The organism is Streptomyces sp. NPDC028907 (genome assembly GCF_055564995.1).
On the sequence record NZ_JBVHVE010000010.1, the window covers coordinates 50,615 to 65,231 of the forward strand.

Here is a 14,617-nt window from a genome sequence, read left to right on the forward strand (position 1 = left end):
CCACAGGGAGCCTCCATGACGAACCCTCAGCCCAGCCGACGGCGCTTCCTCGCGGGACTCGGCGCCGCCGGGACGACCGCGCTGCTCAGCGGCTGCGTCACCTCGACCTCCTCCTCGAAGACCTCCTCCGAGGGCGCGGTGACCCTCCAGTCCAACTTGTCCGCACCGCAGGCCAAGGCGGCGATGGAGGACATCGTCGCCGCCTACGGCAAGAAGGGCGGCGTCAGCCTCAACACGGTCGCCGCGGAGACCTTCCGCACCCAGCTGCCGACGTATCTGACCTCCGCCAACCCGCCGGACGTGTACACCTGGTACCCGGGCTCGGTCGCCGACGCCTACGCGAAGAAGGACCTGCTGCTCGACCTCGGCGAGCTCTGGGACGGGCCCGAACTGAAGGGCTACTCCAAGGCGCTGCACACGCTGTGCACCGCGAGCTCCGGCAAGAAGGTCTTCGTCCCCACCACCTACTACTGGTGGGGCATGTTCTACCGGAAGTCCGACTTCGCCAAGTGGGGCGTGCGCGAGCCGAAGAGCTGGGACGACTTCCTCGACCTGTGCGACAAGCTCAAGAGCAAGGGTGTCGCCCCGATCGGGCTGGGCGCCGGCGGCAACACCGCCTGGGTGGCCTCCGCCTGGTTCGACTACCTCGACATCCGGATCAACGGGGCCGAGTACCACCGTCAACTGCTCGCCGGACAGCACCGTTTCGACGACCCCGAGGTCCGCAAGGTCTTCGACCGCTGGCAGGAGGTGCTGCCGTACTTCGACCCGAACGGCACCGCCGGCGCCTTCCAGGACGCCACGACCGCGCTGCTCAACGGCCGCAGCGGCATGATGCTGATCGGCACCTTCTTCGCCGACGCCGCGCCCAAGGACGCCCTCGACGACATCGACTTCTTCCGCTTCCCGGTCATCGACGCCAAGGTGCCGCTCGCCGAGGAGGCCCCCACCGACGGCTACTTCGCCAGCGCCCGCACCGGGCGCCGTGACGGCGTGCTCGACCTGCTGGGCTACCTCGCCACCGCCGAGGCCCAGGAGATCTACATCAAGGGATCGTCCGGCACCGTCCTGCCCTGCCACCCGGACGCCGAGGACTCCGGCACCCCGCTGGTGAAGAAGGGCCGCCGGCACATCGAGGAGGCGGCCGAGATCACCCAGTTCTTCAACCGCGACTCCAGCGACGCCCTCCAGCCCACCGCCGACACCGCGCTGACCAAGTTCCTCGCCAGGCCCAAGGAGATCGGGAGCATCCTCACCGACTGGCAGCGCGACGCCGAGAAGATCTGGAAGGCCTGAGATGGCCGTCCTGACCACCACCCCGCACCGCAGGCTCCCGGTCCCGACGCCGTCCCGTGGCGGCCGGCGCCGGGGACGTGGCCGCACACCACCACTCGTGCTCGCCTTCGTCCTCGTCCCGCTGCTCGCCGAGACCGTATGGGTGTTCTGGCCGGCGCTCCAGGGCTTCTACCTCGCCCTGACCAGCTGGGACGGAGTCTCGGCCCCCAGGTTCGTCGGCCTGGACAACTTCCGGGAGATGGCGGGCGACGACGTCTTCCGCGGCGCGGTCGGCAACACGGTGGTGTGGCTGGTGCTGTTCGGCGGCCTGTCCGCCCTGCTCGGCCTCGCCACCGCGCTGCTGCTCCAGCAGGAGCGGCGCGGCGTCGGCATCTACCGCGCCGCGCTCTTCCTGCCCGTGGTGTTCTCCCTGGTCGCCACCGCCCTGGTCTGGCAGGCCGTCTACCAGCCCGACGGCGTCCTCAACCAACTCCTCGAATCGGTCGGCCTGGGCAGCCTGCGGCACGCCTGGCTGGCTGACCAGGACACCGCCCTGTACGCGGTCATCGTGCCCGCGCTGTGGCGGCAGATCGGCTATGTGATGGTCCTGTACCTCGCCGGACTGAAGGGCATCGACCCGGCCCTGTACGAGGCCGCCAAGGTCGACGGCGCGAGCGCCTGGCAACGCTTCCGGCATGTCACCCTGCCCCAACTCCGCAGCGTCAACGCGGTCGTCGTGTCGGTCATCGTCATCGACTCGCTGCGCTCCTTCGACGTCGTGTGGTCGCTGACCCGCGGCGGCCCCTACCACTCCTCCGAACTGCTGAGCACCTACATGTACTCGACCGCTTTCCAGTCCCTGCGGCTCGGATACGGCTCCGCCCTCGCCGTCGTCATCTTCCTGCTGGCGTTCGGCGTCATCGCCTCCTATCTGGTGCGTGCCTTCCGGGAGGCCGACTGATGTCGGCGAACTCCACGGCCGTGCGGCGCAGGCGGGCCGCGACCGCCGGATTCCATCTCGGCGCGGGCGCCCTGGCCGTGCTGTGGCTGCTGCCCATCGTCCTGGTCCTGGTGACCAGCCTGCGCTCCTTCGACGACATCGCCGCCAACGGGCTGGGCAGCCGGCCCCATTCCTTCACCCTCGACAACTTCCGGCTGGCCTGGGTCGACGGCGGCCAGCAGCGTGCCCTGATCAACAGTCTGATCGTCACCGTCCCGTGCGTCCTTGTCACCCTGGCCCTCGCCGCCATGGCCGCTTTCGCCCTCAGCCGCTACGAACTGCCCCTGCGCCGCTCCCTGTTGCTGCTCATGCTCGGCGGCAACCTGCTGCCGCCGCAGATCCTGCTCATCCCCGTCTCCAAGCTCAGCGAGCTCATGGGAGTCCACGACACCCTGCCCGCGCTGATCGGCGTACAGATCGGCTTCGGCGTCGGCTTCTACGTCTTCGTGCTCCACGGGTTCATGCGGGCCATCCCGGCGGAGATCCAGCAGGCGGCGGTCGTCGACGGCGCCGGACCGTGGCAGATCTTCCGGCGGATCATCCTGCCGCTGACCCGGCCCGCGCTCGCCGCGCTGAGCGCCCTGTCGTTCACCTGGATCTTCAACGACCTGCTGTGGGCGATCACCGTGCTGCGCAGCGACACCAAGATGCCGATCACGGCCGCGCTCATCGGACTTCAGGGGCAGTACGTGTCGATGTGGAACGTGATCGCCGCCGGATCGGTCATCGCCGCCGCCCCCACCGTGGCCGTGTTCCTCCGGTTCCAGCGGCACTTCGTGGCCGGGCTCAACCTGGGAGCGGTGAAATGACCCCGTACCGGCGCTGGACCCTGCGCACCGACCGCACCAGCTACACCGTCCGCCTCTCCCCGGACGGACCGTGGGCCGAACTCGACGCCTGGGGGCCGCTCGGCGTCGAGGACGGCCCCTCCGCCCTCGACTGGTCGCGGCGCACGCACTTCATCACGCCCGCGGACGCCGCGCCCGCCGAGTACCTGCCGTACGGGCTGCGGCCGTTCACCGGCTCCGAACTCGTCGTCTCGCGGCCGGGCGGCGAGCGGGGCGTGTGGTGGGAGTTCGACGGAGCCGAGGAGACAGCGGGCACCCTGCGGCTCGCCTTCACCGACGACGTGCTCGGCCTGCGCACGGTCCTCTGCTACGAGACGGTGCCGGGCACCGACGTGATCCTGCGCTGGACCGAGCACACCTCCACGGCGGAACTCCACCTGGAGCGGCTCGACTCGGCCGCCGTGAACGTTCCGGTCACCGGCGCCGCCCGGCTGACGTACCTGTGCGGACAGTGGTCGCAGGAGTTCCAGCGCACCCGGATCGACCTGGCCAGAGGCACGTTCGGCATCGGGAGCCTGCAAGGCGTCCCCGGACACGCCTACGTCCCCTGGCTCGCCGTGCAGGACGGCACGAGCGACGACGCCCCCGCCTACGGTGTCGCCCTGGAGTGGTCCGGCAACTGGCACATCACCGCCGAAGCGGAACCCGGCGGCGCGCTCCGGGTACGGGCCGGGCGGGTGCCGCACCAGGGCGCGGTGCTCCTGGCCCCCGGCACCGCCCTGACCACGCCCCGTCTCGCCTGCGCGTTCAGCCCGGACGGACTCGACGGGCTCTCCCGCGTCTGGCACCGCTACGACCGCCACCTCGCCGGCGACCGCCTGAACCGCACCCGCAAGGTCCTCTACAACTCCTGGGAGGCCACCGGCTTCGACGTCGAGGCCTCCGCACAGCTCGAACTGGCCAAGGCGGCCGCGGAGATCGGCGCCGAGCTGTTCGTCGTCGACGACGGCTGGTTCACCGGGCGCGGCGACGACACCGGGGGGCTGGGTGACTGGTACCCGGATCCGGCGGCCTTCCCGCAGGGCTTCGACCGGTTCACAGCCGACGTACGCGGCCTGGGCCTGGACTTCGGGCTATGGGTCGAGCCCGAGGCGGTCAGCCCCGGCAGCCGCCTGCACGCCGAGCACCCCGACTGGGTCTACCGCGTCGACGGCCGGCCCGCCCGCCTCGTCCGCAACCAGCTCCTGCTCGACCTCGGCCGCCCCGACGTCCAGGACTTCGTGATCGGCACGCTGGACCGGCTCCTCGGGACGTACGACATCGGCTACCTCAAGTGGGACATGAACCGGCCGCCCACCGAACGCGGCCGCCCCGGTGCGGGGCCCGTCGACCTGGACGCCGAGCACGTCGCCGGATACCTGCGCGTCCTGGACCACCTGCGCGCCGCCCACCCCGACGTCACCGTCGAGGGCTGCGCGGGCGGCGGCGCGCGCATCGACCACGCCACGCTGGCCCGCACCGACGTCGTCTGGCCCAGCGACAACACCGCCCCGCTGGACCGGCTCACCGTCCAGTACGGCTTCCTGCACGCCCACGCGCCGCACGTCATGAGCTCCTGGGTCACCGACGCCCCCGGCGTCTTCGACCCACGCCCGCGCAGTCTGGCCTTCCGCTTCGTGAACGCCATGTGCGGGGTGCTCGGCATCGGCGCCGACCTGCGCGTCTGGACGCCGGAGCAGCGGGCCGAGGCCGCGCGGTGGATCGCCCGCTACAAGGAGGTGCGCGAGGTCGTCCACCACGGTGAGGCCCGGCTGCTCGGCTCCCCGGCCGACACCACCTGCGGGGTGCAGTACGACGCCGGAGACCGCACGGTCGTCACCGCGCTGAGTACCGGACGCCTCGACGGCGCACCGCTCCTGCCCGGACGGCCCGACCGGCTCCGGCTGCGCGGGCTGGACCCGGCGGCGCGCTACCGGGACACGGCCACCGGGACGACGTACGGCGGAGCCCATCTGCTGCACCACGGGCTGCCGTTCGCCTGGAGCGCCGATCATGATGCGGACCTGGTGGTGCTGACACGTCAGTGACCCGCATATGTTGCCCGCACGGCCTGTCCCCGTCCGAGAACGACGCTCACGAAGGAGTCGACCCCACGATGGACCGCTTCACCGGCCGCACGGCCGTGGTCACCGGCGCGGCCTCCGGCATCGGCGCCGCCACCGCCGTACGCCTGGCCGAGGAGGGAGCCGCCGTCGTGCTCGCCGACCTGGCACAGGAGCACGGCACGGCCGTCGCCGAGCGGATCACGGCGGGCGGCGGCCGGGCGCGGTTCGTGCGGGCCGACGTGGCGGCCGAGGACGACTGGCGCCGGATCCTGGCCGCCGCCCGCGACTTCGGGCCCGTGGACGTCCTCGTCAGCAACGCCTACACCGTCGAGGTGGCTCCGGCGCACGAGCTGAGCCTGGAGTCCTGGCAACGGCAGCTCTCCGTCAACGTCACCGCCGCGTTCCTCGGCTTCCGCGCGGCGCTGGCCGATCTGCGCGCCCGGCGCGGCGCAGCGGTGCTGACCTCGTCCGTCCACGCCCGCGCGGGCATCCCCGGACACCCCGCCTACGCCGCGTCCAAGGGCGCCCTGCTGTCCCTGTGCGGGCAGCTCGCCGTCGAGTACGGACCCAAGGTCCGCGTCAACGCCGTGCTGCCGGGCCCCGTCCTCACCGCCGCGTGGGACGGAGTGCCGCCCGAGGAACGCGAGCGCAGCGTCGCCGGGACCGCGGCCCGCCGGTTCGGCACCCCCCAGGAGGTGGCCGCGGCGATCGCGTTCCTGAGCGCGGACGAGGCCGCCTTCATCACCGGTACGAGCCTGGTCGTGGACGGGGGCTGGAGCGTCGTGAAGGCCTCGGCATGACCCGCACCCCGCAACACCACCCTCAGCAGAAAGGCTGTACGACATGACGCCCTACGCCCGCCGCGGCGTGCACGGCCAGACCGTGGAGGCCCTCGCCCGCCGCATCCTGGGCGGCCGGATCCCCGAGGGCGCCACGCTCGACCTGGTGGCGCTCCAGAGCGAGCTGGACGTCAGTCTCACCGCCCTGCGCGAGTCCCTGAAGGTGCTCGCCGCCAAGGGCATGGTCGACGCCCGTCAGAAACGCGGCACCTTCGTCAGAGCCCGCGCCGACTGGAACCTGCTCGACGCCGACGTACTGCGCTGGCAGTTCGAGGGCGCCGACCTCGCCACCGACGCGGACCGCACCCTGCTGCGCAACCTCGCCGAAGTACGCGCCATCGTCGAACCGGCCGCCGTACGCCTGGCCGCCGAGCGCCGCACCGACACCGACCTGGCGGCCCTGGAAGCGGCACTGGAGGCGATGGGGGAGCAGGGCACCGACCCGGGGCAGGCCGTGGCGGCCGACCTCGCCTTCCACCGCGCCCTGCTGTCCGCCACCCACAACGAGCTGCTCCAGCGCATGGAGATGGTCATCGAGCCGGGCCTCGCCCACCGCGACCGCATCGTCCACAGCCACCCGCACAGCGAGGACCCCGTACCGGCCCACCGCGCCGTCCTGGACGCCGTGCGCGAACAGGACCCGCAGGCCGCGGAGACGGCGATGCGCGCCCTGCTCGTCCAGGCCGGACGCGACCTGGACCGGATCGACGGTCCGGACGTCCCGGGTTCCGACGATCCGAGCTCCGACGATCCGGGTTCCGACGACGCGAAAGGCACCGGCGGCAAGTGAAGATCACTCGCATAGAAACCTTCCTGGTTCCGCCGCGCTGGCTGTTCTGCCGGGTCGAGACCGACGACGGCGTGGTCGGCTGGGGCGAACCCGTCGTCGAGGGACGGGCCGAGGTGGTCCGCGCCGCCGTGGACGTGCTCGCCGAGTACCTCGTCGGCCAGGACCCGCTGCGCATCCAGGACCACTGGCAGGTGCTCACCAAGGGCGGCTTCTACCGCGGCGGCCCCGTCCTCTCCAGCGCCGTCGCCGGCCTCGACCAGGCCCTGTGGGACATCGCGGGCAAGACCTACGGCGCCCCGGTGCACGCCCTGCTGGGCGGACCCGTACGCGAACGCGTCCGCGTCTACGCCTGGGTCGGCGGCGACGAACCCGCCGAGCTCACCGAACAGATCGCCGCCCAGGTGGAGGCCGGTTTCACCGCGGTGAAGATGAACGCCGCCGGAGCCACGTCACCGATCGCCACCGCGGCCGAGTCGGAGGCCGTCGTCGCCCGCGTGGCCGCCGCCCGTGAGGTGCTGGGCCCGCACCGCGACGTCGCCGTCGACTTCCACGGCCGCTTCACCGCCGCGAGCGCCCGCCGCGTCCTGGCCGAACTGGCCCCGCTGCACCCGCTGTTCGTGGAGGAACCCGTCGTTCCCGAACACGGCCATCTGCTGCCCGGCCTGGTCGCCGCGAGCCCGGTGCCCCTCGCGACCGGCGAACGGCTGTACTCGCGCGCCGAGTTCCTGCCCGTCCTCGCCGCCGGTGTCGCCGTCGCCCAGCCCGACCTGTCCCACGCCGGCGGGATCTCCGAGGTCCACCGCATCGCCTCCCTCGCCGACACCTACGGCGCCCAGCTCGCCCCGCACTGCCCGCTCGGCCCGATCGCGCTGGCCGCCAGCCTCCAGATCGCGTTCGCCACCCCGAACTTCCTGATCCAGGAACAGAGCCGCGGCATCCACTACAACAAGGAAGCCGACCTGCTGTCCTACCTCGCCGACCCCGCCCCGTTCCGCTTCGTCGACGGCCACGCGCCTCGCAACGACGCCCCCGGCCTCGGTATCACCCTCGACGAGACGGCCGTACGCGCCGCCGACCGCGCCGGACACGCCTGGCGCAACCCGGTCTGGCGGCACACCGACGACTCCTTCGCCGAGTGGTGACGGCGGTGCCGCACATCACCACCGACCCCGCGCACGGCGGCCGTTGGACGTCCCTGCGCTCGGCGGGCCGCGAGTGGCTGTGGCACCGCCCGGCGCCGGAACGGGACACGGCCGTGCCGGGCGACGCGTTCGTGGACGCGGGCGGACTGGAGGAGTGCGTCCCCACCGTCCGCGGCCGCCCCGACCACGGAGAGGCCTGGTCACGCCCCTGGACCCGGGGGACCGACGGAACGGAACACGTCCGGGGAGAGTCCTTCACTCTCGCACGGTCCATCCGCACCACGGCCGACGACGCCCAGGTCGACTACACCCTCACCGCACGGCCCGGCTTCCGCTTCGTCTGGGCCGCGCACGCCCTGCTCGACCTCTCCCGGCACGCCACCCTGCACATGACCCCGGGCGCACCCACCCGTCTGTTCCCCGAGGCCGCCCCGCTCCTCGGCACGACCTGGCCCACCGGAGCGCCCTGGATCACCGGCCCGTGGCCCACGCCCCACGGACTGCCCCTCGACCGGCTCGGCCCCGACGACGGCACCGCGGTCGGCGCCGTCGTCGACACACCGCGGTGCTGCGTCCACGACGGCCGCGACCGACTGGCCCTGGAACTGCGGGCCGACGGACAACCTGTATCGACCGCCCTGTGGCGCAACCTCGGCGGCCACCCCCGCCCGCACCCCTACCGGAGCACGGGCGTGGAGCCCATGCTCGGCCGCGTCTTCGATCTCGCCGACGCGGGCCCCGACGACGCCGCGCGCGTACCGGCGTCCGGCGAGGTCCGCTGGCGGCTCGCCCTTACCGCGACCTGCCGCTGCCCCGCGCCCCCCGCACCGAAGGAGCACCGTCCGTGGACCTGACAGCCGCGCTGGCCACCCACCGCCTGGTCGCGATCGTGCGCGGCGACGACCCCGACGCCGCGCTGCGCACCGTGCTGGCCCTGGCCGAGGAGGGCATCGAACTGATCGAGGTGTCACTCGCCGCCCCCGACGCCCTCTCCGTCATCGAACGCGCCCGCCACGCTCTCGGCCCCGACCGCCCCCTCGGTGCCGGCACCGTACTGACCGCCGACGACGCCCGCGCCGCCCGGCGCGCCGGAGCCGACTTCGCGGTCACCCCGGGGCTCGGCGACGGCGTCACCACGGCGCAGGGGCTGGGCATGCCGGTCCTCGCCGGGGTGCTGACCCCGACCGAGATCATCGCGGCCCGCGCCCTGGGCGTCGCCGCGCTGAAGGTCTTCCCGATCGCCCAGGCCGGGGGAGCGGCCTACCTCAAGGCCCTGCGCGGCCCGTTCCCCGGCGCCCCGTTCGTCCCGGTCGGCGGCATCGACGCCGACGCGGCCCGCGCCTGCCTCGCGGCCGGAGCGCTCGCGGTCGGCGTCGGGTCCCCCCTCGTCGGCGACGCCGCGGACGGCGGCAGTGTCGCCGCCCTCAGGGAACGCGCCCGCCTGTTCCGCACGGTCGTCGCGGAGGCGACGCCGTGACCGCCGACCTGCGCCCGGTCCACCCCGACCGTCTCGAACTGGGCGAGGGCGTCCGCTGGACCGGCTCCGGCGTCGTCCTCGTCGACATCCTCGCCGGCCGGCTCCTGTCGGTGCCGGACGCCCCGGACGCACCCCTGACTACCCTGGCCCGGCTCTCCGTCCCGCTGGGCGCCGTGGCACCCCTGGCCGGTCACGCCGGCACCTGGGTCGCGGCCGCGGGCACCGGCATCTGCCTGCTGCGCTCCGACGGCACGGTCGACTGGCTGGCCCGGCCCGAGGAGGACGCCCCGACCCGGATGCGCATGAACGACGCCGTCGCCGACCCGTTCGGCCGGTTCTGGGCCGGCAGCATGGCCTACGACGCCGACGAAGGCGCGGGTTCCCTGTACCGCCTCGACCGGGACGGCGGCGTCGTACGCGTACTGGAGGGCGTCACCGTGCCCAACGGACCCGCGTTCACTCCCGACGGCGGCCACATGTATCTGGCCGACAGCGCCCGGGGCGTGGTCCGGCGCCATCCCGTCGACCCCGTGACCGCCGACCTCGGCGCACCCGAGGAGTTCGTGACGATCCGCGACGGCAGTCCCGACGGCATGGCGGTCGACGTCGAGGGCGCCGTGTGGATCGCCGTCTGGGGCACCGGCACCGTACGCCGCTACCGGGAGGACGGCACGCTCGACCGCACGCTGCGGCTGCCCGCACGGCAGCCCGCCGGGGTGTGCCTCGCCCACGACGTCCTGTACGTCACCAGCGCCCGCGTCGGGCAGGCCGTACCGGGCCCCGACGACGGCGCCCTGTTCACCGCCCGGGTGGACGTGCCGGGCACCCCGACGCCCGCCTGCCGGCTGGACGCCGCCCGGCGCTCCTCGTCCGTCGGAGCTCCGGCATGACCGGCCCCTGGCGCCCCGCGGCGGGCCCGGTCGTCTGCATCGGCGAGACCATGGCGGCCCTGGCCCCCGACCCACCGAGCACCCTGCTGAACGCGGCCCACCTGCGGCTGGCGGTGGCGGGAGCCGAGTCGAACGTCGCCATGTACCTCGCCGACCACGGCGTCCCCGTCGCCTGGCTCTCCGCGCTCGGCGACGACCCCCTGGGTCACCGTGTCCGCACCGCCGTCGCCGCCGCCGGAGTCGACGTGTCCCACGTGCGCACGGACCCCGGCCGTCCGACCGGCCTGCTGGTGAAGGACCCGGGCCCGGCCGGGACCCGCGTGCACTACTACAGGAGCGGCTCGGCCGCCTCCGCACTCGGCCCCGAGGCACTCGACGGGGAGCCCGTGAGCACGGCCGCGCTGCTGCACCTGACCGGCATCACGCCCGCGCTGTCCGAGTCGTGCCGTCGGCTGGTGACCCGGGCACTGACCGCCGAGACCGGCGCACGCCCGTACGCGGTGAGCTTCGACGTCAACCACCGTGCCGCGCTCTGGCCGGACGGATCGGCCCCGAGCGTGCTGCGGGAACTGGCGGACCGGGCCGACATCGCCTTCGTCGGCCTGGACGAGGCGCAGGCCCTGTGGGGCGGGAACCTGACGCCCGCGGACGTACGGGCACAGCTCCCCGGCCCACGCGTCCTCGTCGTCAAGGACGGGGCGAACGCCGCGACCGCGTTCAGCGACGAGGGCGTGCGCTCGGTGCCGGCTCCGCGCACGACCGTCGTGGAGCCCGTCGGCGCAGGCGACGCCTTCGCGGCCGGTTTCCTCGCCGGGCTGCTGCGGGGCGAACCCGCTGCCAGGGCCCTCCGTCTGGGCCACATCACCGCCGCCTCCGCCCTCCAAGTGACCGGAGACCACGGCCCGTTGCCGGGCCGACGGGAGCAGGAGGCACTGCTCGCGCTCCCGCCCCGGGAGTGGAGGGAGCGGGCTCGGTGAGGGCGGCCGTGCCGACATCGGCCCGAGCCCGCCGCCCACTCCGCGCGCGAGAGGTGATTTGCCCGCCTATGCTCCATTTGTGTGACGACTATCTTCGAAGAGCTGGTGCAGAAGGAGCGTGCCGCCGAACAGGCGCACACGCGCGTGGAGGATCTGCGACGCATGTACGGGTCGCCCACCCAGCGAGGCGGCTGGAGTGCGCGGCAGACCGAGACGTACAACACGGCCCTGCGCGCCTGGCGCGATCTCGCCCGGGAGGCACAGGTCGCGCTGGTCGAGTACGCGCGGACGCGGGGCGAGTCGCGCAGCGATGTCGAGGAGCAGGTGCGCAAGGCCGCCCGGCATGTCGAGACGGGTGGCGCCGGGGCGTAGCGGAGCGGACGGGAAGAGCCTGGTCCGGATCACCGGATCCGGTGCCGCTTCCAGAACGGACCGAGATCCTTCCCGGTCACGGACTGTGCGGCCTGCTTGAACGCGGCGGTGGTGGAGACGCCGTACCAGTGGTCCGCGGCGTACCGCTTCAGGAGCCGGGCCATGGTGCCCGCGCCGAGCGTGCGCTCCAGGTCCGCGAGGGCGCAGGGGCCGGCCGTGTAGATCAAGTGGTACTCGCCCGGGTGCGCGGCCCAGTAGGCCATGGAGGCGGTCAGCGCCGTACGGTCGCTCGGCCACTCGACCTCCGACCAGCACTCGCGGGTGTCCCAGCCGTAGAAGCGCGCGTTGGCGTACTGGGCGAAGCTCTCGTCCAGCCAGGGCGCGCCGTACTCGTCGTTGCCGACGATGCCGTACCACCACTGGTGGGCGACCTCGTGGACGACCGCACCGCCTTCCTCGGTGGTGCCGAGGAGGACCAGGCCGGGGTACTCCATGCCGCCGCCGAACCCGCTGGTCATCACCAGGTCGATCTCTCCGTACGGGTAGCGCCCGAACTCCTCGCCGAACCGGTCGACGGCGGCGGCGCCGTCCTGACGGGTGAGACGCACCCCGGCCGCGGACGTGTCCGGCGCCCAGTACGACCTCACCCGCACGCCGCCGGGCGTGGTCTCGGTGGCCGTTCGGAACGGACCCGCGGCCCAGGCGAAGTCCCTCACCCGGTGCGCGACGCTGAGCGTGCGGCTACGGCCGGGCGCGGCGGGCCGGGTCCAGGTGCGGCCGGTCGCCGGGACCTCGAGGGCGGCGGGGTGGTCGAGCGCCACCCGGAAGTCGCTCGCCAGCGCGTAGAAGCTCTCTCCGGTCGACACATACGGATCGAGGTGCCAGCCGGCGGCGTCGTGCACGGCGAGCACGGGCAGGGCGTTGCCCAGGAAGCGGAAGGCGCCCTCGCGGCCGAAGCGGCTGTTGCGCTGCGGCACCGTGAGGGACACGTCGAAGGCGACGGCGGACCGCTCACCCCGCGCGAGCGGCTTCGGCAGGGCGATCCGCAGCGCCGTGCAGTCGACGGTGAGCGGGCCAGCGGTGCCCCCGGCGACCTTGGACACCTTCACGGGCGGCGGCGTCCCGGGCGCGCCGCACTTGTCCGCACCGTTGCCCCACAGGCGTACGTACACCTCACGCAGCGGGTGATCGGAGGCGTTGCGGAACGACACACGCTGCCGGCCCGTCCAGCGAGAGCCGTCCGCGTCGCCGCGCAGCGTCACGTCGTAGCGCGGCCGGTCGGGTGTCGCGGCCGGGGCGGACGCGGCGCGGGCCGTCGGTGCCGAGACAGCGTCCGGACCGCCGGCGCTCTGCGCCAGGAGCACGGCGAGCAGGACAACCAGCAGACGCCTGACGGAACTTGACGACCATGCGGACAGTGACGGCATGACAGCGGATACTGCCACAACGGGTGGGGCGCGTTGGCAGAACGGCGGCCACGGCAAGGTACGGCGCCGGCGGAAAGCCACTGGAGCGGAACTACGCGGCCGGGTCAGGCGGGCAGTGGGGCCAGGGTCGCGGGGGTGGGTCCTGCGGGGCGGACCGTGATGCCGTACTCCGCCTTCGTGGGGGTGGCGGCGAACTCGGGGACGTGGAACGGCAGCAGGTGTTCCAGCAGGACGGTCGACTCGCGGAGCGCGAACTGGAGACCGAGGCAGGCGCGGGGGCCGATGCCGAAGGGGAAGTAGGCCCCCGGGTGTGCGGGCCGGCCGTCCGGGGCGGTGAAGCGCCGGGGGTCGAAGTGCTCGGGGTCCGGCCACAGTTCGGGGTCGCGATGCGTGAGGTACGGGCACACGAGGATGTCGGTGCCGGCCTCGACAAGGTACCCGGCCAGGGTGTCGTCCTCGGCGGCGTGGCGGGGCAGGATCCAGGCCGACGGGTAGAGGCGGAGCGTCTCGTGGATCAGTGCCTGGATCGCCTGGCGGCGTTCCGGTGAACCCTCGCCGCCGGCGGCGAGGGCCTGTTCGCGCGCGGTGGGATGCCGGTCGAGGAGCAGATGGAGCCAGGTCAGAGTGGTCGCACTGGTCTCGTGCCCGGCCGCGAGCAGCGTGACCAACTCGTCGCGGATCAGCCCGTCGGTGTACTCGGGGCGTTCGGTGGCGGCGTCGGTCAGAACATGCACCAGACCCGGGCCGTCCGGGCCGGCCACACCGCTGCGGGCCGCTTCGACGGCGCGCCGGGCGACCGCGTCGATCCGGGCGAGATCGGCGGCCACGGCGTCGCGGGCGTCGGCGACGTCGGCGGGCAGGGTCGGTACGGCCGCCGCCACAGCCTCCACAGCTGCCAGTTCATGCTCGGTCTCCTCGTCCAGGGGGTGCCCGGTCAGGGAGCGCCAGATGGCGTCGAGCGCGAAGCGGTGCATCTCCCGGCCGACGTCGAGAACCTGACCGGTGCGGGCGTACCCGTCCCAGCGCTCGGCGGTGGTGCGGGCGGCCGCCGTGATCCGCTGCTCGTAGCGACGCATCCCGGTACCGGTGAACTGCCCTTGCAGCAACCGGCGTTGCCGCTTCCACGCCGCACCGGTGGCCGCCATGACCCCGTCGCCGATCAGCAGCCGGGCACGGTGGGAGCGCTTGACGTACCGGTCCGGGAAGCGGGCGAGTACATGCTGGACGGCTGTCGGATCGGTGACGAGCACGGTGGGCACCGGCCCGAGTCGGAACGCGGCGACGCCGCCGACCGCAGCGCGCACCTGCGCCAGCAACTCCACCAGTTCGCCATCTCCCCCCGAACGCCATCGCGCCACGATCCCGGGCTCGGCTTCGGGAACCGGCCCTCCCGCGCCGGGAACGTGCGGGAGGGCGCCGAGGCCGGCTTCGGTGTCCATGTCTCTTCTCCAGGTGAGCCGTTGGGCTTGGCCGCGACCGGGCGCGGATGCCACGGACTGTACGGGAGAGGGCACACGGAGTCACTCTCGGCGACT

Annotated in this window: 14 protein-coding genes; 12 read left to right on the forward strand and 2 right to left on the reverse strand. The window is 73.4% G+C overall.

Annotated features, from left to right (window positions below):
• Positions 1-15: 15 nt before the first annotated feature.
• The 12 genes from ACZ4UU_RS28575 to ACZ4UU_RS28630 all read left to right on the forward strand — a co-directional run bounded on the left by ACZ4UU_RS28575 (position 16) and on the right by ACZ4UU_RS28630 (position 11,655).
• On the forward strand, positions 16-1,296 hold the full coding sequence (locus ACZ4UU_RS28575) for an ABC transporter substrate-binding protein (RefSeq protein WP_471906234.1): 1,281 nt from the start codon (positions 16-18) through the stop codon (positions 1,294-1,296).
• Between the two features lies 1 nt (position 1,297).
• A complete protein-coding gene (locus tag ACZ4UU_RS28580; RefSeq protein WP_471906235.1) occupies positions 1,298-2,236 on the forward strand; it encodes a carbohydrate ABC transporter permease in 939 nt (312 codons plus the stop codon).
• Positions 2,236-3,084 carry a carbohydrate ABC transporter permease gene (locus ACZ4UU_RS28585; RefSeq protein WP_471906236.1) on the forward strand — a complete coding sequence of 283 codons (849 nt, stop codon included), beginning with the start codon at positions 2,236-2,238 and terminating at the stop codon, positions 3,082-3,084. The genes ACZ4UU_RS28580 and ACZ4UU_RS28585 overlap by 1 nt, the downstream gene beginning before the upstream one ends.
• Entirely contained in the window at positions 3,081-5,150 is a 2,070-nt protein-coding gene (locus ACZ4UU_RS28590; RefSeq protein WP_471906237.1) for an alpha-galactosidase, read from the forward strand. The genes ACZ4UU_RS28585 and ACZ4UU_RS28590 overlap by 4 nt, the downstream gene beginning before the upstream one ends.
• A 68-nt stretch (positions 5,151-5,218) precedes the next feature.
• Positions 5,219-5,968: an SDR family NAD(P)-dependent oxidoreductase gene (locus tag ACZ4UU_RS28595; RefSeq protein ID WP_471906238.1), complete on the forward strand. Its 750-nt coding sequence runs from the start codon at positions 5,219-5,221 to the stop codon at positions 5,966-5,968.
• Between the two features lie 43 nt (positions 5,969-6,011).
• The gene (locus ACZ4UU_RS28600; protein ID WP_471906239.1) at positions 6,012-6,797 is read left to right on the forward strand and encodes a FadR/GntR family transcriptional regulator; all 786 of its coding nucleotides are present in this window, start codon (positions 6,012-6,014) and stop codon (positions 6,795-6,797) included.
• Positions 6,794-7,939: a galactonate dehydratase gene (dgoD, locus tag ACZ4UU_RS28605; protein WP_471906240.1), complete on the forward strand. Its 1,146-nt coding sequence runs from the start codon at positions 6,794-6,796 to the stop codon at positions 7,937-7,939. The genes ACZ4UU_RS28600 and dgoD overlap by 4 nt, the downstream gene beginning before the upstream one ends.
• A complete protein-coding gene (locus ACZ4UU_RS28610; RefSeq protein ID WP_471906511.1) occupies positions 7,936-8,793 on the forward strand; it encodes a hypothetical protein in 858 nt (285 codons plus the stop codon). Before dgoD ends, ACZ4UU_RS28610 begins: the two co-directional genes overlap by 4 nt.
• The gene (locus ACZ4UU_RS28615; protein WP_471906241.1) at positions 8,784-9,416 is read left to right on the forward strand and encodes a bifunctional 4-hydroxy-2-oxoglutarate aldolase/2-dehydro-3-deoxy-phosphogluconate aldolase; all 633 of its coding nucleotides are present in this window, start codon (positions 8,784-8,786) and stop codon (positions 9,414-9,416) included. The genes ACZ4UU_RS28610 and ACZ4UU_RS28615 overlap by 10 nt, the downstream gene beginning before the upstream one ends.
• Positions 9,413-10,306: an SMP-30/gluconolactonase/LRE family protein gene (locus tag ACZ4UU_RS28620; RefSeq protein WP_471906242.1), complete on the forward strand. Its 894-nt coding sequence runs from the start codon at positions 9,413-9,415 to the stop codon at positions 10,304-10,306. The genes ACZ4UU_RS28615 and ACZ4UU_RS28620 overlap by 4 nt, the downstream gene beginning before the upstream one ends.
• Positions 10,303-11,283, forward strand: a complete 981-nt coding sequence (locus tag ACZ4UU_RS28625; protein ID WP_471906243.1) for a sugar kinase — start codon at positions 10,303-10,305, stop codon at positions 11,281-11,283. The genes ACZ4UU_RS28620 and ACZ4UU_RS28625 overlap by 4 nt, the downstream gene beginning before the upstream one ends.
• 81 nt (positions 11,284-11,364) lie before the next feature.
• Positions 11,365-11,655 (forward strand): hypothetical protein, encoded by a 291-nt coding sequence (locus ACZ4UU_RS28630; RefSeq protein WP_471906244.1) that lies wholly within the window; start codon positions 11,365-11,367, stop codon positions 11,653-11,655.
• A 29-nt stretch (positions 11,656-11,684) separates the two neighbouring features.
• Here ACZ4UU_RS28630 and ACZ4UU_RS28635 read toward each other — a convergent pair whose 3' ends face one another.
• Entirely contained in the window at positions 11,685-13,082 is a 1,398-nt protein-coding gene (locus tag ACZ4UU_RS28635) for a M1 family metallopeptidase (protein WP_471906245.1), read from the reverse strand.
• Between the two features lie 104 nt (positions 13,083-13,186).
• Complete coding sequence (locus ACZ4UU_RS28640; RefSeq protein WP_471906246.1) at positions 13,187-14,521, reverse strand: cytochrome P450; 1,335 nt, start codon at positions 14,519-14,521, stop codon at positions 13,187-13,189.
• Between the last annotated feature and the right edge of the window lie 96 nt (positions 14,522-14,617).